Source organism: Planktothrix tepida PCC 9214 (assembly GCF_900009145.1).
GTDB classification, from domain to species: domain Bacteria; phylum Cyanobacteriota; class Cyanobacteriia; order Cyanobacteriales; family Microcoleaceae; genus Planktothrix; species Planktothrix tepida.
Genome location: NZ_LN889782.1, coordinates 1,553,502 through 1,576,786 on the forward strand (window position 1 = coordinate 1,553,502; position 23,285 = coordinate 1,576,786).

Genomic DNA, 23,285 nt, shown 5'->3' on the forward strand with positions numbered 1-23,285 from the left:
TTTATGATTAACCCAAACAAAAGAAAACTCAACGATTACTTACCTGTATCGGAGTCAGGATATACCATCCTTGAGGGACTAATGGCGGTTGTTGTTGTATCGGTCATGTTGTTAGCAATTGGCCCTGTAATTGCCTTTTCTGTGGGAACTCGCGTACAAGCTAAACGGGTTGAACTGGCAACCCAAGCGGGAAAAAGTTATATTGATTGGGTGAAAGCTGCTCCTGATGCCAATGCAATAAAAGAAAGAGCACCCAAACAAACTGCAACTACCGCTCCAGCAACAGGTGATTTAGCAGGTGATTGCACATCAAAAGATGGTTATTGTACAACAACCGATAAAAAATTGTACTGTGTCAATCTTGATGAGGAAGCAGGGTGTCAAACAAAGAGCCCTGTTGATATGGTGATTCAACCTCTCATAACGAGTGGTGATGCTACGACTCCAGAAAAAGGCTATCAAATGACGGTGGGAGTTTATCGTGCTAACTCCTTTGTCTCTGGGATAACGCTTCAAGCTGCTACTAAGTCAGATAGCTTAACAACAAATGCTTTAGGTAATCGCAGTTTACCTTTAGTTGTGATGAAAACTGAAGTTTTACCATCAGGTGCAACCTTTGGAGACCTTCAAAAACGACTAAAACCTTAATCTTCACCGTAATATTTTAAGTCTAACTTAATTCACCTACTTTTCTTAAGTTAATGGAGCAATAAAAATGAGTATCTTTCTAAAATTATTATTTAAACCTCAAATTAGGTCAAGTCCGGCAAAATTTGATCAAAACTATCAAGTCAAAGGCATGACAATGATAGAACTCTTAGTGGGTACAGTTATTGCTTTTATTGTAATCACGCCATTAATGGGAATGGTCATTGGTCTATTAAATGATGATCAACGAGAAAGTGCTAAAGCAAACACCGAAGAAGAAATTCAATCTGCATTAGATTATATTGGAGAAGATGTTAGTCAAGCTCTCTATATTTACACGAACACAACATCAACCGATCCTACATTAAATATGCAGATTGATAGCCTTAAAAGCAACAACTTTTTACCGACTACGGGAACCCCTATTCTGGTGTTTTGGAAACGAAAAATAGTAGAAGATGCTGTTCCTGTAGATACAACTAAACAGCCTAAAGATTGTACAGCAACTACCTGTAATGATACTTACGTTTTATCATTAGTGAGTTATCACTTACTTCCAGAAACAGATAAAACATCAATTTGGTGTCAACCTTCAGGAACAAATTGTCCTAGTCGAATAGTTCGGTATGAAATTTCTGATGGGTTAAAGAAATCGGATGGAATAACCTACTATACAAAGACAGAACTTGGAACTCAACTTGAGAGCTATGCTCAGGAAAATAATAACGCCTATAATCCTAATTTTAGTCTATCTAAACCCTTAGATAATGTTACAAATAAAAATAATTTTCCTAACTCACAAGTGTTAGTTAACTACATTGAAAAATTTGAACTAGATCCTAGCTCAACAAATGACTTAGCTAAATTAGCAATTCAAGGAAATGCACTAAGACGTAATGATGCTAATGCGACTTGTGCCACTAACTCACCCTATTGTCCAAAATCATCAGTTCAATTGCGAGGATTAAGTGGTCTTGGAAATTAAAATCGACTCAAAGGTTATTCAATAATCAAAAAGGATTAATTATGAAAAATCAACAAATATTAAATAGACTGTTAATTGATCGATTGAAAAAAAAATCTAATCATATAGATCAGGGATTTACCCTGATTGAATTATTAGTTGTTGTTTTAATAATTGGTGTTTTGAGTGCGATCGCAGCCCCCAGTTGGGATGCTTTTACAACCAGACAACGCCTTAAAACTGTTAATGATCAGGTATTTCAAGCGATTAAATCGGCTCAAGCAGAAGCAAAACGCAAAAAAGGTGATGTTACTCTAACATTTGATAAAACAGTTGATCCACCAACCGTTAGTTATGAGGGTAATGTACAGAAGCTCAATGTTTCTGGTGAAATTAAAACAGGAACTATTAAACTTGTTACAGGTGCAGGAGATACAACAGTTGCTACAGATTCAGAGATTATTTTTGATTATCGAGGAAGTATTAAATCTGGTCAAATACTTCCCTTCACAGCAACAGTCTCTCTCCCAGATGGAAAAGGTAAACACTGTGTTATTGTAGACAGTCTACTCGGAGGAATGAGGATAGGATCAGGAGACTATAACAGTTCTACTAATAAAACAGGTTGTCGAGTTCCATCTTAAAGTTTTTTATAAGCGATCGCATTCCTTAACTCCGTAATCTCACTAATTGACTAACCTTTCAACTGCTAAAATTATTTCCAAAAAAATCCGTAATTTTCACCTATTCAAAACCTCTGATTTCTCTGAAACTGGTATTTAAGTTTGTTTAGAAAACATAACTATTTACTTGAAATCAGGTGTGTTGCAATGATCAATCCAAAAAAAACCTGCGATCGCTCCTTAACCTCATCCTATAGCGGATTTACCCTACTAGAAAACCTCATCATTGTATCCATGATGGGTATTTTGAGTGCCATTGCAGCCCCTAGTTGGTTAAGTTTTATCAACCATCAACGCCTCACGACTTCTATTGATCGAATTTATTGGGCGATGCAAACCACCCGTGAAGAAGCCAAACGCAGCAAAGAAATCTGGCAAATCAGCTTTAAAGATCAAAATAATACCGTTCAATGGGCGATACATCGTCGAGACGATACCCCCACACAACCTCAATGGATGACCTTAGATCAAAACGTTCAAATAGATCCCACAGAAACAACCCTCTATCAAAATCAAACCACTAAAATTTGGAGAATGCAATTTGACCATAAAGGTCGTGCCAATGGTCAGTTAGGCCGGGTGACATTATCCCTTCGCAATGGTAGCCAAGCCAAACGCTGTGTGTTTGTATCTACTTTATTAGGAACATTAAGAAAAGCTCAAAACAATCCTAAACCCAAAGATGGGAAATATTGCTATTGAAAAAGTTGATGATTTACAGGATTTTCCTCGTTACTCTCACCGCGAAAATGGGTAGGGGCGACGCGCGCGTCGCCCCTACAAAGATTATCGGAAAACTTTCCTAACCCTTTAACGGTTCGTAGTAAGTTGTCAGAATTGCGATCGCTTCATCCCGCTTCATGCGCTGAATTTCGGCCATTAGCTCAATAACCTGATTTTATCACCCAGCAGTCAACAGCCAACCCAAACCTTAAAATGTTCCAACAGTTGCAACCCAATATCCTAAGAACCTGGTAACTTTTCTCTAGTCTCAAAATTTCAACAACGAGACCCCATCCGTCATTACAAAGGATTGATATGTCAGATAGCGCGATTAACACCATTATTGCCCGTGAAATCCTTGACTCTCGCGGACGCCCCACCCTGGAAGCCGAAGTCTACCTGGATAACGGAGCTTATGGACTCGCCCAAGTTCCTAGCGGAGCCTCCACCGGAAGCTTTGAAGCCCATGAACTGCGCGATGGCGATAAAAGCCGTTATGGGGGTAAAGGCGTTCTCACAGCCGTTAAAAACGTTACTGAAATCATCGCCCCAGCCCTCAACGGAGTCAGTGCCCTCGAACAAACCATCATCGACCAAATCATGCTCGATCTCGATGGCACTCCCAACAAAAGCAACATTGGTGCCAATGCCATCCTGGGTGTTTCCCTAGCCGTTGCGAAAGCCGCCGCCGAAAGTGTAGGTTTACCTCTCTATCGTTACCTGGGTGGCCCCATTGCCAACGTTCTCCCCGTTCCCTTAATGAACGTGATCAACGGAGGTGCCCACGCCGCCAATAACGTTGATATTCAAGAATTTATGATCGTTCCCATTGGTGCGCCCACCTTTAAAGAAGCCCTGCGTTGGGGGGCGGAAGTCTTTGCTTCCTTAAGTGGGGTGCTAAAAGAAAAAGGACTTTTAGGGGGGGTTGGAGATGAAGGTGGTTTTGCCCCTAACCTCGGTTCTAACCAAGAAGCTCTGGATATTCTCATCCAAGCTATTGAAATTGCTGGATACAAACCGGGTGAACAGGTTGCCCTCGCCCTGGATGTCGCCTCCAGTGAATTCTACAAAGACGGAACCTATACCTATGATGGTCAACCCCACAGTCCGGCTCAACTCATTGACTACCTGAGTGAATTAATTGGGAAATACCCGATTGTTTCCATTGAAGATGGTCTACAGGAGGATGACTGGGATAATTGGAAATCCCTCACCGAGAAAATAGGCGGTAAAGTGCAACTGGTGGGAGATGACTTATTTGTTACGAACCCGACTCGTTTGAAAACAGGCATTGAACAGAAAGTCGCCAATTCTATTTTGGTAAAACTCAACCAAATTGGTTCTCTGTCCGAAACCTTAGCCGCCGTTGACTTAGCAACCCGTAACGGGTATACCTCTGTAATTAGTCACCGGTCTGGGGAAACTGAAGATACCACCATTTCAGACTTAGCCGTTGCCACCCGTGCCGGACAAATTAAAACCGGTTCTCTGTGTCGCAGTGAACGGATTGCCAAATATAACCGTTTATTACGCATTGAAGACGAACTTGGCCCCCAAGCGGTTTATGCTGGAGCCGTTGGTTTGGGCCCCCGTTTTTCTAAATAAGAGAGAAACAGTCGATAAAACAGTCCAGTTTTGGGCTGTTTTATTGATTCTCAAAAAATCTCTCCAGTTTTAGACACGCCAACACGGTACGGCGTTTAGAGGTACAATTTCAAGCGTTCTCGTCAGATTAATCGGGGAAAATTAAGATGAAAATGGATTGGAACTGGAAGTTAGGGAACTTTGCAATCGCAGGCTTAATGGGATTAGCAACGGTGGGTTTAGTCTTCGTAGAGGCCATATTCTCCCCCGTCAGTGCTGCTCAAAGCCTCTCTTGCACGGGACGAATGAATAATGGATGGACTTACTCAGCCCAGTTTCTCGACGGACGTTTTACCCAAATTCGTTGGGAACGTTCAGGACAGCCACCCCAAGTCTCAACCCTCAAATTCCTCTCTAATAATGACAAAGGCCAACCTATCTACAAAGGCTCCTTAATGGCAGCCGTAACAGTAACTTTAGTGGATCTCTCTGGTGGCAATGTTCAACCGGGTTCGCAAATTTCTGTTGGTGTGGAAGAATGGGGCTGGAGTCGAGGAAACTGTAGTCTCTGATCATCAAAAATAAGCGGGATGGGGGAAACGAGCGCGTCTTTAGACCTGAGAGGTAAGTGACACTGCGGTTAAACCCCCATGTCTTTTCTAATTCTTAGAATTTAGATGTTAGAGTGGACGGAATGTGATAGGTGATGCAGATTTTACGATTAATTTTAATGTAATCAGTTGGGTTTCACTGTGGTTGGAGCAACGGTTGTTAGCACCAAATAAAAAAAGATAGAAACAAGGTAATCTTGCCTCTATCTTTTTAAATGATTAATATTTAGACGGGCTAGGAGGGATTCGAACCCCCGACACCGTGGTCCGTAGCCACGTGCTCTAGTCCACTGAGCTACAAGCCCTTGCCAGGTCAGAACAACAACCCCAGGAACAATATACACTGTTGAACGAGGGTGTTTTCTTCACCGCTTTCTTATATTAACACATTTTTCCCAAATGGCAAGCAATTTTTCTGAAAATTCTTCTGATCGCCTCACCCACCTTAATGAGACGGGAGAAGCCCGCATGGTGGATGTGTCGGGGAAGGTCGCAACCCTTCGCCAAGCCATCGCAGGAGGACAAGTGCGGATGTTACCTACAACTTTTGCCGCCATTGAAGCGGGAAATGCCCCCAAAGGGGATGTTTTAGGGACAGCGAAACTCGCGGGAATCATGGCGGCTAAACAAACGGCTCAGTTAATTCCTTTGTGTCATCCCTTACCGTTAAGTAAAATTGATGTCCAAATTCTGCCCGTTCCCCAATTACCGGGGTATCAAATTCAAGCGGAAGTGATTACCAAGGCTGAAACTGGAGTGGAAATGGAAGCGTTAACGGCTGTTTCAGTGGCGGCGTTGACCTTGTATGACATGGCGAAAGCCCTAGAAAAGTCGATTGTGATTGAGTCTATCCGCTTGTTAAGTAAAACAGGGGGGAAATCGGGAGATTACCACCACTAGATAGAAGAAGTCAAGCCCCATTCAGCCTAAAATAGAATAGAAAAAGCTTGGGAATTAACTGTCTATGCCTCCTCGTTGGCCCCGTAAACCCGACCGCAAAGATCCTGATTATCGTCGTTTAGATGATCGGATGAATTTTGCCATCCATGTTGCTATTTTTGCAGCGATTAATTCGGGTTTATGGTTTTTTCATAATTTACAATCGGCTGATTGGCCTTGGTTAATTGAATTTACGGGCGTTTGGTTACTTGCGATCGCTATTCATGGTATTTATATTTTTGCGATCGCTGACTATTCTCCTGTCAGTTCAAATCGATAACATTCAAGTTAACGGTTAACCGTTAACCCACAATTATTTAGGAGATTAATGATGTCTGTTTTAGATACAAGAAACATTGAAAAATTAGCGGCTGAAATTGGAGAGAATATCTATATTGATATCGCCAAATGGCATCTCTATTTAGCTGAAGCGCATTTACATACTCAATTAGCTGAACAACTGTATCCCCTTTTAGAAAAGGGAGACTTTACCGAAAGCGAAGTTCAACAAGTGTTGCAAAAAATTTATGTTAATTTAGGAGGAGGAAAACAAACTACCTCGCTTGTCAATTTAATTCCTAATTCAGGAATTCAAGAATTGGTGAGAATTTTAAAAGACTTCCAAGAAGAACTGTAACGGGTTGCGAGGCGTTCACGCCTCTCTGAATTTTTGGAGTCAAGTGCCAGTCATCTGTAACAATATTGCCTAATAAAAACCATGATTGAACTTTACTACTGGCCTACTCCTAACGGTTACAAAATCCCGATATTTTTGGAAGAAACCGGATTAGACTATCAAATTATTCCGATTAATATTGGGGCTGGTGATCAATTCAAACCAGAATTTCTTAAAATTGCTCCTAATAACCGAATGCCCGCTATTATTGATTTTAATCCGATTGATGGTGGGGAACCTTTGTCTGTCTTTGAATCAGGAGCAATTTTAATTTATTTAGCCGAAAAAACCGGACAATTTCTCCCCCAAAATTGGCGCGATCGCAAAACCGTTTTAGAATGGTTATTTTGGCAAGTGGCAGGACTAGGGCCAATGGCGGGACAAAACCATCATTTTGTCCAGTATGCACCGGAAAAACTCCCTTATGCCATTGATCGTTATGTCAAAGAAACCAATCGTTTATATGGGGTTTTAAATCGTCAATTAGAAGGGCGAGAATACATTGCTGGGGACTATTCAATTGCAGATATGGCTTGCTACCCTTGGATTGTTCCCTTTGAACAACAACAGCAAAATTTAGACGATTTTCCCCATTTAAAAGCTTGGTTTTATCGCATTCAATCTCGTCCGGCGGTGATGCGGGCTTACGAGACAGGAAAATCCTATTCTTCCGGTACAACAATGACCGATGAAGCGAAAAAGATTCTCTTTGGTCAAAGTGCAAAAACGCTTCAAAATGGGGAATAGGGAATAGGGAATAGGCAACAGGGAACAGGGAACAGGGAATAGGGAATTAGGAATTATTTCCCCTTCACCTTTGCTGAAAAGGAGTTGGGGGAGAGGAGACATAATTCCTAATGCAATAAGGTTTTAAACAATTTAATTCCGTCAGTATTTCCTAACATTGGATCAGAGGCACGTTCTGGGTGGGGCATCATTCCTAAAACGTTGCCTTGACGGTTACAAATTCCAGCAATATTATTTAAAGAACCGTTAGGATTTTCTTCGGGTTTTGGAGTTTTATCCGTTCCATAGCGGAATAAAACTTGGTGATTTTCTTCTAATTCTGCTAAAGTGTTTTCATCGGCATAATAACACCCTTCCCCATGAGCAATGGGTAAATTGATAACTTCTCCCGTTTTATATTCAGAAGTCCAACTAATATTATTATTAACCACCGTCAACGGAACAGACTCACAAATAAAATGTAAATCCCGATTTCTGACTAACGCACCGGGTAATAATCCTGCTTCCGTTAACACTTGAAATCCGTTACAAATTCCTAGGACAAATTTACCTTGGTTGGCGTGTTCAATTGTTGAACGCATCACAGGAGAAAACCGTGCGATCGCACCACAACGCAAATAATCCCCATAACTAAACCCCCCCGGAATCACCACCACATCAATATCCGATAAATCCGTATCTTCATGCCAAATCATGCGGGTCGGTTGTCCCAATAATCCTTGAGTTACCCAAGCCACATCTCGATCGCAATTAGAACCCGGAAAAACAATAACCCCAAATTTCATAGTTAATTTATGTAGTAAATTACAAATAGAAACGAGTTGATCAAAAAAGATATTTCACCTCATCTTTGATCAACCCACCTGTTCAGAAATCAAGCTGTAACAGATGCAACCTCCGTTAGATCAAATCGATAAATTTCAATCACAGGATTTGCCAACACTTGATCGCAAATACGGTCAAGCTGAGTTCTCGCTTCCGCTTCATCGGTTGCAGAAAGCGTCATTTCTATATATTTACCAATTCGCACCTGTTCAACATTGTCATATCCCAGATGTTGAATGCCGGATTTGACCGCCACGCCTTGAGGATCAAGAACAGAAGGACGGAGGGTAATATAAATTCTAGCTTGGTAGTGATGGGTCACAACAATCCCTACTTAAACTGCACAGTTCTTATTATCACTTTTTATTAGATCACTGAAGAAACAAAGTCCTCAACAGTCAGTAAGTTTATATTAACTCCCGGCAAAAGAGCCAGAATTTCTAACCCAACTTGGATACTTACCCCTTCAGCAGAGGGAATAATGCTGATTTGCTCGAAAGTCAAACCCCTGTTGAGAACCAATAAGTCTTGACCCTCTTGAAAATCCATAATCAGATCAGAGCCATAGCCGGGAATAAGGACAAAGCGATCGCTACCTTCACCTCCAGTTAAACTATCTATTCCTTCTGCACCCACAAGCACATCATTTCCTTGACCTCCGGTGAGTTGATCATTGTTCATTGCCACGCTTATTGACGGCGGACAAGTTCAATTTTCGAGGAAAATCTCTTGTCGAGTACCGTATCATCAAAAACTAAACAAGCTTCGGGATGGGTCTGAAGTTCTGAATGCACTTTTTCCCAAATTACTTCGGTTGTTAAGTTTTCTGCATTCAAGTAACGATTAATTGTATCATGGCTAAACTCTTGAATATGTGAGCGCGAAGTTGGTTATAGTATAATTGATTTGGCTACTCAGAAGATATTGGCAATAGTATAGATAATTGATGCTCATATTTTTGGGCATGAATTCTGATTTTATTTTAAAATTTATTATCCCTTTTGAGATTTCTTTTGGGTTGGCGATCGCTTTTGAGTTTCGAGTGCGATGCCGTGAGGCGGCGGCTACGCCATCGCGCTTCTCATTAGTACCCTACATATAGCGTCACTGCGTAAGTCCTGATGCAGTATCAATTCAGATCAAGGTATTAGGAGTAACAAATGAACCTGTAAGCCTAATTTCCTGTCAGTATGGTTTAAATAGGGTTTACTGACTTCAGGAGAAGCTTAAAAATGAAACTACGCAATTTAACTGTATTGGGATGTGTTTTCGGGATGGTTTTAGCTTTAGCACCCAACGCTTGGGCTGATCGCCAACAAATGACCCAAGGGGGTTCTCTTTCCTTATCAGGTACCTCTGGAGGGCCTGTTAATAGTCAAGATTGCGGATTTATTGCTCAAACCCCCAATCATATTATTGAAATTACTGAAGATTTACCGTATTGGCGAGTGATGGTCACAACCTCTGGTTCACCTACATTATTAATTGATGGCCCTAGCGGACGTTATTGTATGTTACCAGAGGGTTCTGCCAACAGTGGAATTTTACAATATTCCGGTTATGGAACCCAAGGTAATTATAACATTTATATCGGTGATCGTCAACAAAATCAAAATCCTTATCGGCTGTTAATTACAGATCAGAAATAGCACTTCTGAGCAGGAGACTTGATAACTGATAACTGATAACTGATAACTGATTTATGATTCTCGTCCTGATGCCCAAAGATCCCGCCATTTAACAATACCTTCATTGGCAATAACCCAACGACGAGATACTAAATTTTCGCGTAATGGGGATGTTCCTTCTCGTAAAATTGCATATTTATAATTAATCAATTTTCCAGCACTTTCATTAAAAGGAATTTCCCCAAACCAAGTGTTAGTATTGATATATTCTAAGGGGTAAGCGTGGGCAATATCCCAATTCCCTAATTCAGGACAATCCCCAATGACAACTACTCGTTCTCCGGGTTGAGTTTGAATTCCGTTTAATTGGACTCGAACAATGGTTTGTGCTTTTAAACGTTCCCCAACTTGAGACAAAACAATTACTTGTTTAGAAGCGAGTTCTAGGTTATAAATTTTTCCGTCTTTGACTTCATATTTATTCTTAGACATGACATCCGTATGTTCTCCATCATTTAACTCGGTTTCGACTTCTTCAAGAGTTACCGTTTCTCCGCGATTCATTGCTACAAATAACAGACAATCTCGATAGCGACGAACATAACAATAAACATCCGGCGTAATATATTTTTGCCATTGACTTCCTAATGATACGGCTGGATTTAAACGTCGTAAACCGGATAATAATCGAATCTCTCGATAAAGGGGAGAATCCGTATCCCAATTTTCCATCATCGGACGATTATAGGGGTCATTATTTCCATAAGGATTTCCGTCTCCATTGGTATCATTATGGAGGAATTGTTCTGTGCCATAATAAACACACGGAATGCCACGAGATGTCATAATTAAAGCGATCGCCATTCGCAAAATTTCAGGATCAGGATTTAACGTTTGGAATCGGTGCATATCATGGTTGTCAATAAATGTAATCAATTCCGTTGAACTATAATAGCGATGATCTAAATCTAAAACATCTTGAATTAAGTGAAATCCGGCTTCTTCAAATGCGCCTAATGCTCGACGAATTGCAACACAAAATCCAAAGTCTAAAATCGACATTCCAGACTCATTTGCAAATTCCACAGATCGATCTTGTTCTGGACTCGAATAAATCCACTCGCCAAAGATAAAAACATCAGGTCTGTAGGTTTTAATATCGGCGTTAAATTCCTGCCAAAACCAAATTGGCATATGTTTAACCGTATCAACCCGTAACGCATCAACTCCTCGATCTAACCATTGTTTAATGGCAGATTTGATATAATTTCGGTATTCAATATTATTTTCATTAAAGGTGGCTAATCCTGACAATTCACAATTCATGACTTGCCATTCATCTTCCCAGTTTGTGACTTCTCCGTAATGATGATACCAGTTCTTCTCATCATTATTAAAATCTGCAATTTTGACTCCATCATCATATAAAATTCCTTTTTTTCCACTAATATCGGGGTTACTATGATTACACACAATATCTAAAATCAACTTCATATTGCGGCTATGGAGTTCTTCGATTAAGCGATCAAAAGTTGTGTGGCGGGTGTCTTGAGTTGCATTCAGAGAGGGGTTTTCATCTTTACCAATAAAACGGGGATTTAATCGTTTAAAATCGCTTGTCCAATAGCCATGAACTGCCGCCGTTTCACAGAATAAATCTTCGATTTGTTCAAATAAAGGCGTTAACCAAATTGCAGTTACTCCTAAGTTTTTTAAATAATCAAGTTTATCAATAACTCCTTGTAAATCACCTCCCCAATATTTTCCCCAATCTTGTTGTTGTGAATCATAAAGTTCAGGATTAGGGCCTTCGCTATTATTGGGATCACCGTCATAAAATCGATCTACAACAATAAAATAAATCGTTTCTTGGCGAAATTCAATATCACGGGTATAAAGAAACTCTAAATCAATATCAAATTCCGCCTTATGTTCTTGAACAAGTTCCTGAATTTCACTTTGAGCTTCGAGGCTAGAAACTTCTTCTTTGGGGGATGTGGTTTGGGGAGGAAAGACTGTATTTGACATGGGGATATTAATAGGAACTAGATTAAATAGATGGGTTTGTACCCTATCCTCAGTATTATTGAATCTGAGCGGATTCAACATCTGTCTAAAGAAAGAAGAATCCCGACAGAAATTTCCGAAAATCCTTCTACTCCCACAAAATCAATACAAATTACATTTCTTGATAACAGTTTTACCTTAAAATTAGATCAAAAACTGGTACTCAAAATAAACAGGAAAATCTTGTTCCGTTTAGGATTTATTGCCTATTGCCTGTCCTTTTTCATCATTAACAAATTGGAATTTGCACCTCACTATATTTTAAATTTTCAGGGGTCATCGGAGAGTTATAAAATAATCGACGAGGAGAACCGATAATTTCATATTCAGGATGTTGTTTTAACCAATTTTTTAACCGTTGTAAATGGATTTGATAACTTTCCCAAGTATAAGCACCTTGGATACCAATACTCACTACTTTCATTGTTGGGGTATCGGTGACATTGACATCAGATTGTATTTGTTGAGGGGTAATTTCAGGATGAGAATAGAGGAAAGAAACCTCGGCTTGATTGATAGATTCAGACTCCTGTAAATACCGAGCTTCTACAGGGGTTGTCATGGAAATATTGTTGCTACTAATATGTTGAAATAGGGGATTAAATGCCCTGCGAGTGGCTTGAGTTAAATCCCCTTGATGTAAATAGGTTACCCCTCGATAAGCGGGATATTGTTTAACTTCAATCACTCCAACAGGAGTGGGTTGTGGAAATCCGTCTGGTAAAGAAGCCATAATCTCAAAGCAGGTGGGAAGAACCCACCTCAAAACAACAATTTAAGCTGAAAGTTTCATTAATAAACTTGCTACTTTTGCCCCTAAATTTTCAACATCCTGCTGTTGTTGGGAATCTTTCAAATTGCCATCTTCATTAAAGGTTTCAAACGCCTTAGAAATTGAACGTTGTTCAGGAATAACTAACACCCCAATACTTTCTAAAATTGCCCGAACATGAACTAATCCCCGCATTCCTCCAAACCCCCCAGGAGATGCACTCATAAGGGCTGCAACTTTATTGTTAAAACAAGCTAATCCGGGTAAATTAGGTTCAGGACGAGATGCCCAATCAATGGCGTTTTTTAATAAGGGTGTAATTGAACTATTATACTCAGGACAGGCAATTAATAAGCCTTGGTGAGCTAACATTAAATCTTTAAATTCACGAACAGTTGCGGGAATTCCTTGTTGCGCTTCTAAATCTTCATCAAATAAGGGCATCGGTAAATTCCGCAAATCAATATAAGTCACTTCTGCCCCGGCTGCTTTTGCCCCGGCTGCGGCAATTTGAACTAACTTTTTATTAAAGGAGGCTTCCTTAGCACTGCCAGCAAACGCGAGAATTTTGGGGGGATTTGCCATGATTTTATCCTCATCAGGTCTGGGTTTTATTGTAAATGAAAGTCGGGGAATTTGTCGAACTTGCGGTCTGAAAAATCGGACAAAAATCCGATAATTGTTGCAAACTGGTTAACGTGATTTCGGGTTTATCTCGATACATCGTCACCTGTCCACTGACATAAATATAGCCGCGTCCTAACCCGGTATATCGTTTATTAATTAAATAAACGAGGGGAGCATATTTTCCATCGGTGGCTTCAGGAATCCATAATTTCAAATTGTGGTCTTTTGTTCCCGTATGAATAATAGCACTATTCCCGATCCATTTGGTAATTCCCTCCTGTAAATCACAGAAAATAGTCACCCATTGTTGTTTCATGGCGGCGAGTAAAATTTTAGGATAATCTAAACGCACGGATAACACGCCATTGGGTTGTCCATAGCGACGAAAATCATCTACAATTGAAGCTCTTAATGACCACCAAGGCATTAAAATTGTATAGTTTCTAAACCCACTGTGTTCATTGGTTTGAGGATTCCAAATCATGCGATTATAAGCTTGGGCTTCGGCTTCAGCTTCCATCATTTCTTGATGATATAAGCGAGAATATCCATATTTAATATAATAAGGACTCCACCCTTCCTTAATTAATTTTAAATTAAAGTTTTCCCCATATTTATGAACATAACAAATTAATCGTCCGTGATGATCTCGATATTTTTCTAAACAGACTTCTGCGGGTTCATTGCCATCAAATTCAATATCAACTTGGGTTAAAAAACCATGTTCATTTGTAAAATATTGTTGTGCCATTTCTGCCGCAGCAATTCCGGCATTAGTTCGAGGTTTAGAATCATGGTTGAGTATTTCTTCCGTATCGACACAATCGAGTCTTAAAAATTCCCGCTTATCATTGAGTAACACTTTGATAGTGTCTCCATCCACGACTCTTGTTACTTGTAAGTTCTTAATTCGAGTTCCCACAATATTTAATTTTCCTTTGAGTTATAAATGATACAATTTATCTTGACACTAGAATTAATAGCTTTTATTATAATACCATAGAGGATAACAGAGAATAGACAAAGGTTTATTAATTAAAATATAAGGATCGTGGTGATTTAGATAATTATTGCTGCTTTCATTGACAGCAAGAGCATCAACGCCATCATCAAGTTTTGTATCAAGATGGCGTTCCTCTGCTCTCAACTTCTATTCAGGCTTGTTGTTGCACGTTATTGTTATCTTACATTGCGCTAAATGTAACAACAAACTAATAATAACTCATGCTGACTTTAAGTGTTAATAAATTTCTCAAAAATATCGCCAAATTCTTTCCGAACATAAGTTTTATGAGCTTGTTCGAGCCACTGAAAAGCATACTGGTTAATGGCTTTAAATTGTTCTTCTAAAGCGGAGGTAGTTGTCGAACGGTTAACGGCGTTTGTTGCTGTATTTAAGCTGGTTTTAGCATATTCATAATGAATCGCGTTTTCCTGTTGAATTTCTGAAATTTTAATTAATGCTTTATACAAGTCTTTAAGTTTTTCAATAAAAGCTTTACCAACATCAATAGAATAGGAATACTCACCCATCGTAAATTTAATTTCAATGTCCATATCCAAAGTTCCCGCCGTTTCCAGCTTCACATTTTTAATAATATGGTGACTGTAATTATAGCGGTGAAGCAAGCGTTTTTTGCTCATAGCAGAAGTACCATCCAGATGAATCAAAGCGCGATTAGTAAAGCAATATTCATCGGTTTTTGACTTAATTAGAAAATAGATTTTTTCCCCTTCTTCATGGATGATATAATCATCGGTATCTACTTTGTTATAGTCTGCGGGTTTGATGACAGCACCAATATCACTTATACCCAAAGCATCCGCCGCAATATTTTTGAACATATATTTGCCTCTGCGATCGCATGAATAACATTAACTGAATTATATCCCAGATTCCGCACTTCAAAAGAGCAACAGACTGTACTACATAAATTCGCTAGATCTATAGTATAAATACTTATTTGTCTAATTAATTAGAATCCCCAACAAGAGGTTCTATTAAATCAATAATTTGCTCAAATTGGAATTGACGCACCAGTTTAGTCAAGCTTTTAGCAAAAGAAGTTTCAGTTTCGGGAATTTCTAAGATTAATCTCATGATTTGCTGCTCATCTGCTTCCAGAACGGCTTGATATAATCTCAGTACCCATTCTTGGGGCATTATTTGGAATTGTTCTGTAGTGAGTCGGGGTAATTCATTAATTATTCCTCCTGTTTGACTCTTGCCATCTGTCCTATTTTTATAAATATATTTGATTCCTAAATGCTTGGTTAAAGTTTCAAAAATGGTATATTCTTTAAAGGGTTTACGCATAAAATCGTCACAGCCAGCCGACAGAGTAATCGCTTTTTCTTCTTCTAAAACACTCGCAGTTAAAGCAATAATCGCGGTTGCATTACCTTGAGTTGTTGATTTAATATATTTAGTGGCTTCATAACCATCCATGATAGGCATTCTCATATCCATAAAAATTAAGTGAGGTTGCCATTGTTGCCAAATTTCTATAGCTTCTTGTCCATTACTGGCTTGTTTCACCTCAAATCCTAAAGGTGTGAGTAATTTAATCAATAATTGTCGGTTAATCGGTTTATCATCTACTGTCAAGATTTTGTAAGTCGGTTGATTCGGTACAAGGGCTAAAACCTGCCGTGTTTCTCCCTCACTACTGTGTATTTCTTTGCCTAATTGTACCTCAAGGAAAAATTTAAAAGTTGTCCCTTTTCCTAATTCACTTTCAACAGTAATATCTCCCCCCATTAACTGCACAAATTGACGACTAATAGCTAATCCTAACCCGGTTCCTTCTTGTGCTTCTCGTCCTGATTCTGTTTGACTAAAAGCTTCAAATAATTTAGTGATTTCTGATGGAGAAATACCCACACCTGTATCCCTAATCGTAAAATTTAAAATATAGTTTTCATTTTCTTTATTTTTTGTGGCATTAATGGTTAGAATGACCTCACCTTTGACAGTAAATTTAATAGCATTTCCTAATAAATTCAGCAAAATTTGTCGTAATTTTATGCCATCTGTATAAATATAATGAGGCAAGTTTTTACCGCGATCAAAGATTAATTCTAACCTGGCATTAATCGCCCTTAAATATAACAAATCTTCTAAATCATCTAACAATTGATAGAGATCAAAATCCTTTTTATTTAGAGTAGTTTTACCAGCTTCAATCTTAGCAAAATCTAAGACATTATTAATTAAACTTAATAAATATTCCCCACTTCTTTGAATAATTGCCGCATTTTCATATTCTTCATAAGGTAAATTTGGGGTACGTAACATTAACTGCGAAAAACCTAAAATAGCATTAAGTGGACTTCGCAATTCATGGCTCATATTCGCAATAAAAGCACTTTTCGCTTGATTGGCTATTTCCGCTTTTTCTTTAGCAATCACTAACTCTGCTGTTCTTTCTTGAACTCGATTTTCTAAGGTTTCAAAAGCAGTTTGTAACTGATGAGCCATAATCTTAAAAGATTTAGCTAGAGTTGATATTTCTGTAACACTTTTAGCTTCTATTAGCTCATTGTCTTGGTCAAAGTTTTGCCATTCCCCTAATGCTAAATCCTCACTGGCTTGAGTTAATTGTAAAATCGGTTTAGTAATCCATCGAGCAGTCAGAATACCAATGATTGTGGCAATAGCAAGAGTTAGACCACATAATACAATTGTCAAATGGGCATTTTCCTGAATATGTTCCATGAAGTCAGATTCAGGAATAACAATAACGGTTAGCCAGCTTAAATTTTGTTTGTTTACCGGAAAAACCTGCACAAAATATTTCTGACCATCAATTGATAAATTAAATTTTTGAATTTTTTGAATATCTTGTAATTTAAAGTGATCTGTTAAATATTGAGAGGTTAATCGAATCAGTTGATTATTACTAGCTGTTGCTTTTAATCGCCGGGAATTCGCATTAACATTTTGGGATAATTCACTTTTAGCGGTCGTTATAAATGGGACTTCATTAATAGAATTGGCAATCATTTGCCCTTGTTTATCTATTAAAAATGCTTTGCCTGTGTTCCCAATTTTTAGATGTTGGAGAAAATCTCCAAACTGAATCAGATATATACCTGCACTAACCACCCCTTGAAATTCTCCGCCGTTATTATAAAATGGTAGGGTATAGGAAACGACCAGAACTGGATGATCTTTTCCCTGTGATAAACTGACAAAAATGCCCCAATTTCCCATCTTGGTTTCCCGTGCCGTAACGTACCAAGGCTTACCTCCGGGTGGGTCATTATGGGGATTATAATCGGTTCTAATCTGTAGTAACTGATGGGTTTTCCCTGTGATATCTGCTCGGTAACGATAGAAGTTTTTACTTTTTGAAGTATTCAAAATTCTAACAGTCAGTTGATCGGATGTATGCCGTAAAACTTCTAAAAAGTCTTTCCGTTCGTTAGAAATTAATACATTACTAACACTAGAAAAAATTTGTAATTGTTGGGCAAAGTGTGTTTTTAGTCTGGGTAAATTTTGGTAATCTAAAATTCCTTGACGGATGAGAGAAGCATTCGTTTGAGCAACTTGTTCGGGTGCATTAAGATAGCTGTTTAAGTTTTGTTCAATGCGATCGCCGATTTCTAACATCAAAGATGTTGCCATATCTTCCACCGCTTTTTGTCCACTACGATAGGAGAGAAAACCAACTAATCCCACTGCGCCTACAATTTGCAGGACAAAGGGGACAATTAACACTAATCTCAGGGGAATTTGTCGAGATCCTTGGGTTTTATCGGCGCGATCAATAGTCATCATTAAGTAAGAAGTAATATAGCAATCCTATTTGATTTGTATCCAAAATTTCTGCTCAAAAGGGAACAGGGAACAGGGAACAGGGAACAGGGAACAGGGNTGTTGATGATACACTTCTAAGGGCGTAAGAAACCCTACAACATCGGTATTTGTACCACTCCAACCGTTATGAGTACACCAAACCGTATTCACCGCGCCCACGGATTGGGCCAAGGTTGTCACCTCGGATAAAAAGGGTAAAATTGCCTGTTTGTGAGGAATTGTCACATTAAATCCTTGTACACCAATGGTGGCAAATCCTTCAAGAGCGGTTTTTAAATTAGGGGGGGAAATGGCAAAAGGAAGGTAAACATAATCTACACCCAAATGGGCGATCGCCGCATTCTGCATCACCGGAGAAAGCGAATGTTCAATGGGATAACCAATCACCCCTAATAGTTTCGTAGTTCCTTTAATCATCATAAATATTCATTCGCTCCCCTGAACTGTGAATTATTAACGCTAGATCCGTTATAAAGATGTGGGTGTAATTCAGTTAGAGAATATTCCATTCATGAGGTTAGCGAAGTGAAGCGGACGAGGGGACTCGAACCCACCAACTAAGCTACAACCCCTATAACTGCGTTACTTAGAGTTGCTCAATACCAAACCCCGGTTAAAGGATGAGCAAATAATGAGTAACGGTACATACAACCAATTAAGCGATCTAATCACATTCTACAACCGCAAAAGGAAGGAATGTCCTAAAGGGGTTAGCCTTAAGCTGCATGATAACAGACTATTATTCCTTCAATTCATAGACCCTTCTACTAGCAAGAGAACAAGTAGAGCTTGTAATGTGACGTTTACCGAGAAGGGTATCCTAGATGCTGTAGACAAAGCCTACAAGGTAGCTGAAGCTTTAAAGCGGTTTACAACATCATCTGACTTTTGGAACTGGTATGGAGTAGAGATAATAGATAAAAATATTATTGAGAACGATCTCGTAACTTATCGGGAGATATTCAAGCAAATAGAGGATAACTTTTTCAAAGGTAGACACCGTAACACAGGAAGAAAACGAGAGAGAGATATTAATAAACCAGGAGGGGCATCAGATATCGCAAGTTTTAGAAGACAGTATGGTGTTATTTTTGATATGTTCCCAAACTGGGACACATACCCAACTTGGGAAGAGTTAAAAAATATCTGGTTTACTTTAGAGCAAGGAACTAAAAGTTTTAAAGATGCTAAAACCACGATGTTAGCAATAGCTGAATTAACCCCTAACAACACTAAACTACTTAAGCAGATAAAAAGCGTTAATGCTACTCAAACTAAGTTTAAAGAAAAGCAATCAATAAGTTTAGATGAGTTTTTAAGCTGGTACAAAGAAGCGTATAGCAGTATTGAATTTTTAGACAGGGAAGATAGAAAACTAAGTAAAAAATCATGGCTATGGGTTTCTGCTATGTGTGTTTTATACGGGTTAAGACCGTCAGAAATTGCAGCCAGTTTAAACTTAGATAAACCGTATACAAAAGATGGAGTAACGATACATCCAATAACTGATAGCGTTAATAACCCAGAATGTACAATTGTAGTCGGTGAGTTTACTTATTTTGGTACGTCAACTAAAACAGGTTTTAGAGTTATTAATCCAGTACCCTTAAAGCATTTATGGGAAGAATTAAAAATCACAGATCCGTTACTACCAATTTACAGCCCCAAACCTGACAGTAAACCTGAAACTATAGCTTCTGGCTTTGATCATCTATATGATATGAGAATGAAAAGTTATAAATGTCCGATAACGCAAAAATATGCTTTTAGACATTTATATAATCAGTTATTAGAAATGTGTGGAATAAACACATCTGTTAGAAGTCGATTAATGGGTCATTCAGAAACCACTAACCAAGGTACATACAAAAAGCGTAGAAACCTTAAAACTGAGTTAAATATTATAAACAGTGTTAATAAAAAAACACCGTTAACTTTAGACATCGTTAAAACTCAACTTGAATCATCTGGCTTTGATTTAAATGATCCATCGGTTAAGGCAATGTTAAAAATCATCTACCAGTTAGATGATTAACCCAATTAATATTCTATCAGTGTAACGGTGATTCAAAGGGGGTTAGTTCCCCCTTTTTATTTTGTGCCTCAATCAGGTTTTTAAGTTGATTTGAGTTCCAAAAACCTTAAGCTTATAATCCGACTTGTACTTGATAAGATATCCCTCTTCTGTCAGTCTCCGAGGAGTAAAATTAGAAAATAAACCAGATGGGTAGCTAGAAGGGGGATAGGGTAATGGATNAGGCATCAATAAACCCTTCTGTAATGAGAATGTAGAATCGGTCATCAATAGACCAACAATGTTTTTTAAGCTCATCTCCATGAAGCCAGAAGTTAGGGTATTCAGGATGATTGGGTAACATTGCATCAATTTCACAACCATACGGGGTGACGTACTTGGTAGCCCGTTCTGTACCGTCCGTTCTTTTCTCTACTTTTGGATTGTCCGGTCTAAACTGATTCTGTAGGCTTGGTAACGCTGACTTTAACAGAATGCCATCGGACGGCGCGCTAAAACCCATCTCTTTAGCTTTTTTCTGGGTGATACTCTCAAAATTAGCGACTACCCAGTGTCTCGGTATCTTCCGGTCAAACCTTAAATAGTTGTAGTGCTTGCCAGTGAGATTACCAACAACTTTTTTAGCCTGTTGCGTATTTTGGTGAGTTGTACTATAATTGCTCATATCGGTTTTTAACATTGATTTTATGTGATTTTATGTGAATTTTTATTCATACCTTCTTAGAGGTAACTTTTACGGGGTTGCCTCTTTTTGCGTTTGTAGAGGGTATTCTCTGAAAATAGCATACCTATCGAGAAAATTTCAACAAGAAAAATATTTATTTTTGAACAGGTAAACCCTAGGGTTTCCGTTTTAATTTCTGCTTTCGGTACAGGACGGAAACTTACGGAACCATAACGGAAACCTTTAAGGTTTCCTACTACACTCTTGTTAACCCTACCCATTACCAGGTTTAAATTATTCATCGGGTAATTACGGTATTTTTTGAGGGAATAACCCGTTAACGGATTTTAATAAAAAACTAATTAACGGGTTTTAGTAAAAAACGTTTAATCGTCTAAATCAATAAAACGCTTTATTTCATTTAATACGTTTTTACCTTCCTTGTAACGGTAGTTTTTAAATCCCATCACGTTTTTAATGATATGGGAGTCACTCAATCCATCTTCTAAGGCATCCAGTACATCCTCAAAATGTTCTACAGCTAAAGGTGAGAGTTCATCGGCTGAACTGTTCTGAACCGCTTGAACTGACTTGTTCAGGAGTTCTGAACTGTTCTGAACTGAGTCTACATTTTCGCTAGAACCCTGATGAACGCTATCGTTCAGGAGTTAATTCTCAACAGCTTGTTCTGAACTCAGTGAACTACTCCTATCAGCAATCAGATATTGTGCGATAGCGGTATTCGTACTTTGAGCTAAATATAAATCACTCGCTAAACTGTGTTTAAATTCAGCTTGCTCACGTTTATTGATTGCATCAATTTTGGGTTTTAGTTTACCGAGTTGAGTCGTTAGGTAGAGTGACGTACCGCTTGCGACTATCGCGTAGGTAATAGAACTGAACCTAAAAAACTTATGCCAACCGTTAGCGTTTACATCACGGGTAAGGAATGGAGCAAAAAACCAGAAAGGGAGCGACGTAGTTAACAGGAATAAGTTGATAACGTGGTTTAACTTCCAATTTTGTTTAATCGCTTCTATGTTGGTAGATGGATTGATTACTGAGTAACCCATTGAATTAACCCCCCTACTAATAAAGCAGTAGCTAAACCAACAACAAAAAGTAAGCCTAAAACCCATTATTTATTGTCGGTTTTACGATAATAGATAACCGTACCCGTAACACCTAAACCGATTGAAATGATAAGCGAAAGAACAAAAAAAGGTTCCTTTAATTGGTTAACTAATAACGCTAGTAAACTGATTAAGCTTGCGGTACTAGCTACTAACAAAAGGAACCCGGTAATACGATAAAGTTGAATCACCTTAACAATCCTCTAGTAGCCAGAGTTCACTGTCTATAAACCATTCGTCAATATCAGATGATGAGTTGAGAAACTTTACTTGATACTCCCAAACAGGTTCAGGTCTGTTATCGGTAACGTAAGCCATACCCGTTACCCGTCCAGGGAACCAAGCATACACGTTAGGGTTAGACCAATCTGCTAAAGCATAAGCTTCTACCAGTTGACCGATACGGTACTCAGGCATCGGAATATTTATTGGTAGTAAAAAGTCAATCTTTTGTCGCTCAATTTGTGCTACGATCATGTTACAATCCTTTGTGATATTTAATGGATTACCCTTACCCGTCCTGAGTCTAAGAGGACGGGTTTATAATTTCTAAATCTATTCAATAAAATTCATTGAATAAAAACAGAAAAGACTACAGTTGAGACATCAAATTGTTAATAGCTTGGTCTGCCAACTGTTCTGCTTTTTGCAAGCTTTGTCCGAGTTGAGCATACTCAGGTCGTAAGGAATGAAGGTATTTTGCGCTAGTGCTTTTATACCCTTGAATTCGGCGCTCATTCCGTCCCTCATTTCGTCGGTAAGTCTCATGATGACGATTAATTGCAGTTTGATGATTACCAATTTTTTGCAGTTTATCGTAAGCACGTTTAGACGCTTTACGTTTACGTCGGGTATCTTTTTCTAACTCAGTTAATGCGTCAGCCTCTTCCTCGGTAAACGCGCGTGCTTCTTCTACAACGGGTACAGCGCGATAACTTTTCCAGCTACCAGGAGAATCTGGAGTAATAGCATTTTGAGCAGATTTTGAGTGAACAGAATTAGCATCTAAATTTGAGTGCTTACCGTCTACAGGAGCGATATTACCCCCGTTAAAATCATCACCTTTAAAGAATTCTAATATTTGTGTAAACTCTTACTGAATGAGTGTTACACTGATAACTGATAACTTAATCT

General features: G+C 38.7%; 24 protein-coding genes, 1 tRNA gene and 2 pseudogenes. 13 read left to right on the plus strand and 14 right to left on the minus strand.

Annotated features, from left to right (window positions below; genetic code table 11):
• The first annotated feature begins 3 nt into the window (after positions 1 to 3).
• The 6 genes from hpsB to PL9214_RS09775 all read left to right on the plus strand — a co-directional run bounded on the left by hpsB (position 4) and on the right by PL9214_RS09775 (position 5,174).
• Positions 4 to 648 carry a hormogonium polysaccharide secretion pseudopilin HpsB gene (gene hpsB, locus PL9214_RS09750; RefSeq protein ID WP_072718537.1) on the plus strand — a complete coding sequence of 215 codons (645 nt, stop codon included), beginning with the start codon at positions 4 to 6 and terminating at the stop codon, positions 646 to 648.
• A 67-nt stretch (positions 649 to 715) separates the two neighbouring features.
• Complete coding sequence (locus PL9214_RS09755) at positions 716 to 1,633, plus strand: hypothetical protein (RefSeq protein WP_072718538.1); 918 nt, start codon at positions 716 to 718, stop codon at positions 1,631 to 1,633.
• Between the two features lie 41 nt (positions 1,634 to 1,674).
• Positions 1,675 to 2,256, plus strand: coding sequence for a prepilin-type N-terminal cleavage/methylation domain-containing protein (locus PL9214_RS09760; RefSeq protein WP_072718539.1), 582 nt, complete (start codon positions 1,675 to 1,677; stop codon positions 2,254 to 2,256).
• A gap of 186 nt (positions 2,257 to 2,442) precedes the next feature.
• A complete protein-coding gene (locus tag PL9214_RS09765; protein WP_072718540.1) occupies positions 2,443 to 2,997 on the plus strand; it encodes a pilus assembly FimT family protein in 555 nt (184 codons plus the stop codon).
• 336 nt (positions 2,998 to 3,333) lie between these two features.
• Positions 3,334 to 4,623, plus strand: a complete 1,290-nt coding sequence (eno, locus tag PL9214_RS09770; protein WP_072718541.1) for a phosphopyruvate hydratase — start codon at positions 3,334 to 3,336, stop codon at positions 4,621 to 4,623.
• Positions 4,624 to 4,769: 146 nt separating this feature from the next.
• Entirely contained in the window at positions 4,770 to 5,174 is a 405-nt protein-coding gene (locus tag PL9214_RS09775; protein ID WP_222425217.1) for a hypothetical protein, read from the plus strand.
• Positions 5,175 to 5,444: 270 nt separating this feature from the next.
• Here PL9214_RS09775 and PL9214_RS09780 read toward each other — a convergent pair.
• Positions 5,445 to 5,518: transfer RNA gene (locus PL9214_RS09780), tRNA-Arg, on the minus strand.
• Between the two features lie 94 nt (positions 5,519 to 5,612).
• Here PL9214_RS09780 and moaC point away from each other — a divergent pair.
• The 4 genes from moaC to PL9214_RS09800 all read left to right on the plus strand — a co-directional run bounded on the left by moaC (position 5,613) and on the right by PL9214_RS09800 (position 7,575).
• The gene (moaC, locus tag PL9214_RS09785; protein WP_072718542.1) at positions 5,613 to 6,113 is read left to right on the plus strand and encodes a cyclic pyranopterin monophosphate synthase MoaC; all 501 of its coding nucleotides are present in this window, start codon (positions 5,613 to 5,615) and stop codon (positions 6,111 to 6,113) included.
• Positions 6,114 to 6,177: 64 nt separating this feature from the next.
• Positions 6,178 to 6,432 (plus strand): 2TM domain-containing protein, encoded by a 255-nt coding sequence (locus tag PL9214_RS09790; protein ID WP_072718543.1) that lies wholly within the window; start codon positions 6,178 to 6,180, stop codon positions 6,430 to 6,432.
• 51 nt (positions 6,433 to 6,483) lie between these two features.
• Entirely contained in the window at positions 6,484 to 6,789 is a 306-nt protein-coding gene (locus tag PL9214_RS09795; protein ID WP_439331529.1) for a DUF3181 family protein, read from the plus strand.
• Positions 6,790 to 6,870: 81 nt separating this feature from the next.
• On the plus strand, positions 6,871 to 7,575 hold the full coding sequence (locus PL9214_RS09800; RefSeq protein WP_072718545.1) for a glutathione binding-like protein: 705 nt from the start codon (positions 6,871 to 6,873) through the stop codon (positions 7,573 to 7,575).
• 107 nt (positions 7,576 to 7,682) lie between these two features.
• Here the strand turns inward: PL9214_RS09800 and purQ are convergent, their stop codons facing one another.
• The 4 genes and pseudogenes from purQ to PL9214_RS33230 form a co-directional block, all read right to left on the minus strand.
• On the minus strand, positions 7,683 to 8,360 hold the full coding sequence (gene purQ / locus PL9214_RS09805) for a phosphoribosylformylglycinamidine synthase subunit PurQ (RefSeq protein WP_072718546.1): 678 nt from the start codon (positions 8,358 to 8,360) through the stop codon (positions 7,683 to 7,685).
• Positions 8,361 to 8,449: 89 nt separating this feature from the next.
• On the minus strand, positions 8,450 to 8,722 hold the full coding sequence (purS, locus tag PL9214_RS09810) for a phosphoribosylformylglycinamidine synthase subunit PurS (protein ID WP_072718547.1): 273 nt from the start codon (positions 8,720 to 8,722) through the stop codon (positions 8,450 to 8,452).
• A 44-nt stretch (positions 8,723 to 8,766) separates the two neighbouring features.
• Positions 8,767 to 9,081, minus strand: a complete 315-nt coding sequence (locus tag PL9214_RS09815) for a calcium-binding protein (RefSeq protein WP_072718548.1) — start codon at positions 9,079 to 9,081, stop codon at positions 8,767 to 8,769.
• Between the two features lie 11 nt (positions 9,082 to 9,092).
• A pseudogene (locus PL9214_RS33230) lies at positions 9,093 to 9,354 on the minus strand (IS701 family transposase); the annotation flags it as partial.
• Between the two features lie 10 nt (positions 9,355 to 9,364).
• On the opposite strand from PL9214_RS33230, the gene PL9214_RS31195 reads away from it, so the two are divergent.
• Together PL9214_RS31195 and PL9214_RS09820 are read left to right on the plus strand one after the other, a co-directional pair.
• Positions 9,365 to 9,502: a hypothetical protein gene (locus PL9214_RS31195; RefSeq protein WP_186440323.1), complete on the plus strand. Its 138-nt coding sequence runs from the start codon at positions 9,365 to 9,367 to the stop codon at positions 9,500 to 9,502.
• Between the two features lie 130 nt (positions 9,503 to 9,632).
• The gene (locus PL9214_RS09820) at positions 9,633 to 10,049 is read left to right on the plus strand and encodes a hypothetical protein (RefSeq protein ID WP_072718549.1); all 417 of its coding nucleotides are present in this window, start codon (positions 9,633 to 9,635) and stop codon (positions 10,047 to 10,049) included.
• 51 nt (positions 10,050 to 10,100) lie between these two features.
• Here PL9214_RS09820 and PL9214_RS09825 read toward each other — a convergent pair whose 3' ends face one another.
• From PL9214_RS09825 to PL9214_RS09855, 7 genes and pseudogenes are all read right to left on the minus strand, one after another.
• A complete protein-coding gene (locus PL9214_RS09825; RefSeq protein ID WP_072718743.1) occupies positions 10,101 to 12,056 on the minus strand; it encodes an alpha-amylase family glycosyl hydrolase in 1,956 nt (651 codons plus the stop codon).
• Between the two features lie 268 nt (positions 12,057 to 12,324).
• The gene (locus PL9214_RS30565) at positions 12,325 to 12,831 is read right to left on the minus strand and encodes a heme-binding protein (RefSeq protein ID WP_072718744.1); all 507 of its coding nucleotides are present in this window, start codon (positions 12,829 to 12,831) and stop codon (positions 12,325 to 12,327) included.
• Positions 12,832 to 12,870: 39 nt separating this feature from the next.
• On the minus strand, positions 12,871 to 13,452 hold the full coding sequence (locus PL9214_RS30570) for an NADPH-dependent FMN reductase (protein WP_072718550.1): 582 nt from the start codon (positions 13,450 to 13,452) through the stop codon (positions 12,871 to 12,873).
• Between the two features lie 13 nt (positions 13,453 to 13,465).
• Entirely contained in the window at positions 13,466 to 14,416 is a 951-nt protein-coding gene (locus PL9214_RS09840) for a thermonuclease family protein (protein WP_072718551.1), read from the minus strand.
• Between the two features lie 311 nt (positions 14,417 to 14,727).
• Positions 14,728 to 15,339 (minus strand): PH domain-containing protein, encoded by a 612-nt coding sequence (locus tag PL9214_RS09845; RefSeq protein ID WP_072718552.1) that lies wholly within the window; start codon positions 15,337 to 15,339, stop codon positions 14,728 to 14,730.
• 127 nt (positions 15,340 to 15,466) lie between these two features.
• Positions 15,467 to 18,280 (minus strand): hybrid sensor histidine kinase/response regulator, encoded by a 2,814-nt coding sequence (locus PL9214_RS09850; RefSeq protein WP_245824206.1) that lies wholly within the window; start codon positions 18,278 to 18,280, stop codon positions 15,467 to 15,469.
• Between the two features lie 111 nt (positions 18,281 to 18,391).
• Positions 18,392 to 18,736: pseudogene (locus PL9214_RS09855) on the minus strand (shikimate dehydrogenase); the annotation flags it as partial.
• 214 nt (positions 18,737 to 18,950) lie between these two features.
• Between PL9214_RS09855 and PL9214_RS09860 the strand changes: the two are divergent.
• Positions 18,951 to 20,354: a hypothetical protein gene (locus tag PL9214_RS09860; protein ID WP_072718554.1), complete on the plus strand. Its 1,404-nt coding sequence runs from the start codon at positions 18,951 to 18,953 to the stop codon at positions 20,352 to 20,354.
• A gap of 1,332 nt (positions 20,355 to 21,686) precedes the next feature.
• On the opposite strand, the gene PL9214_RS30060 is transcribed toward PL9214_RS09860, so the two are convergent.
• Positions 21,687 to 22,091 (minus strand): hypothetical protein, encoded by a 405-nt coding sequence (locus tag PL9214_RS30060; protein ID WP_083579942.1) that lies wholly within the window; start codon positions 22,089 to 22,091, stop codon positions 21,687 to 21,689.
• 252 nt (positions 22,092 to 22,343) lie between these two features.
• Positions 22,344 to 22,628 carry a hypothetical protein gene (locus PL9214_RS09885; protein WP_072718558.1) on the minus strand — a complete coding sequence of 95 codons (285 nt, stop codon included), beginning with the start codon at positions 22,626 to 22,628 and terminating at the stop codon, positions 22,344 to 22,346.
• Positions 22,629 to 23,285: the final 657 nt, after the last annotated feature.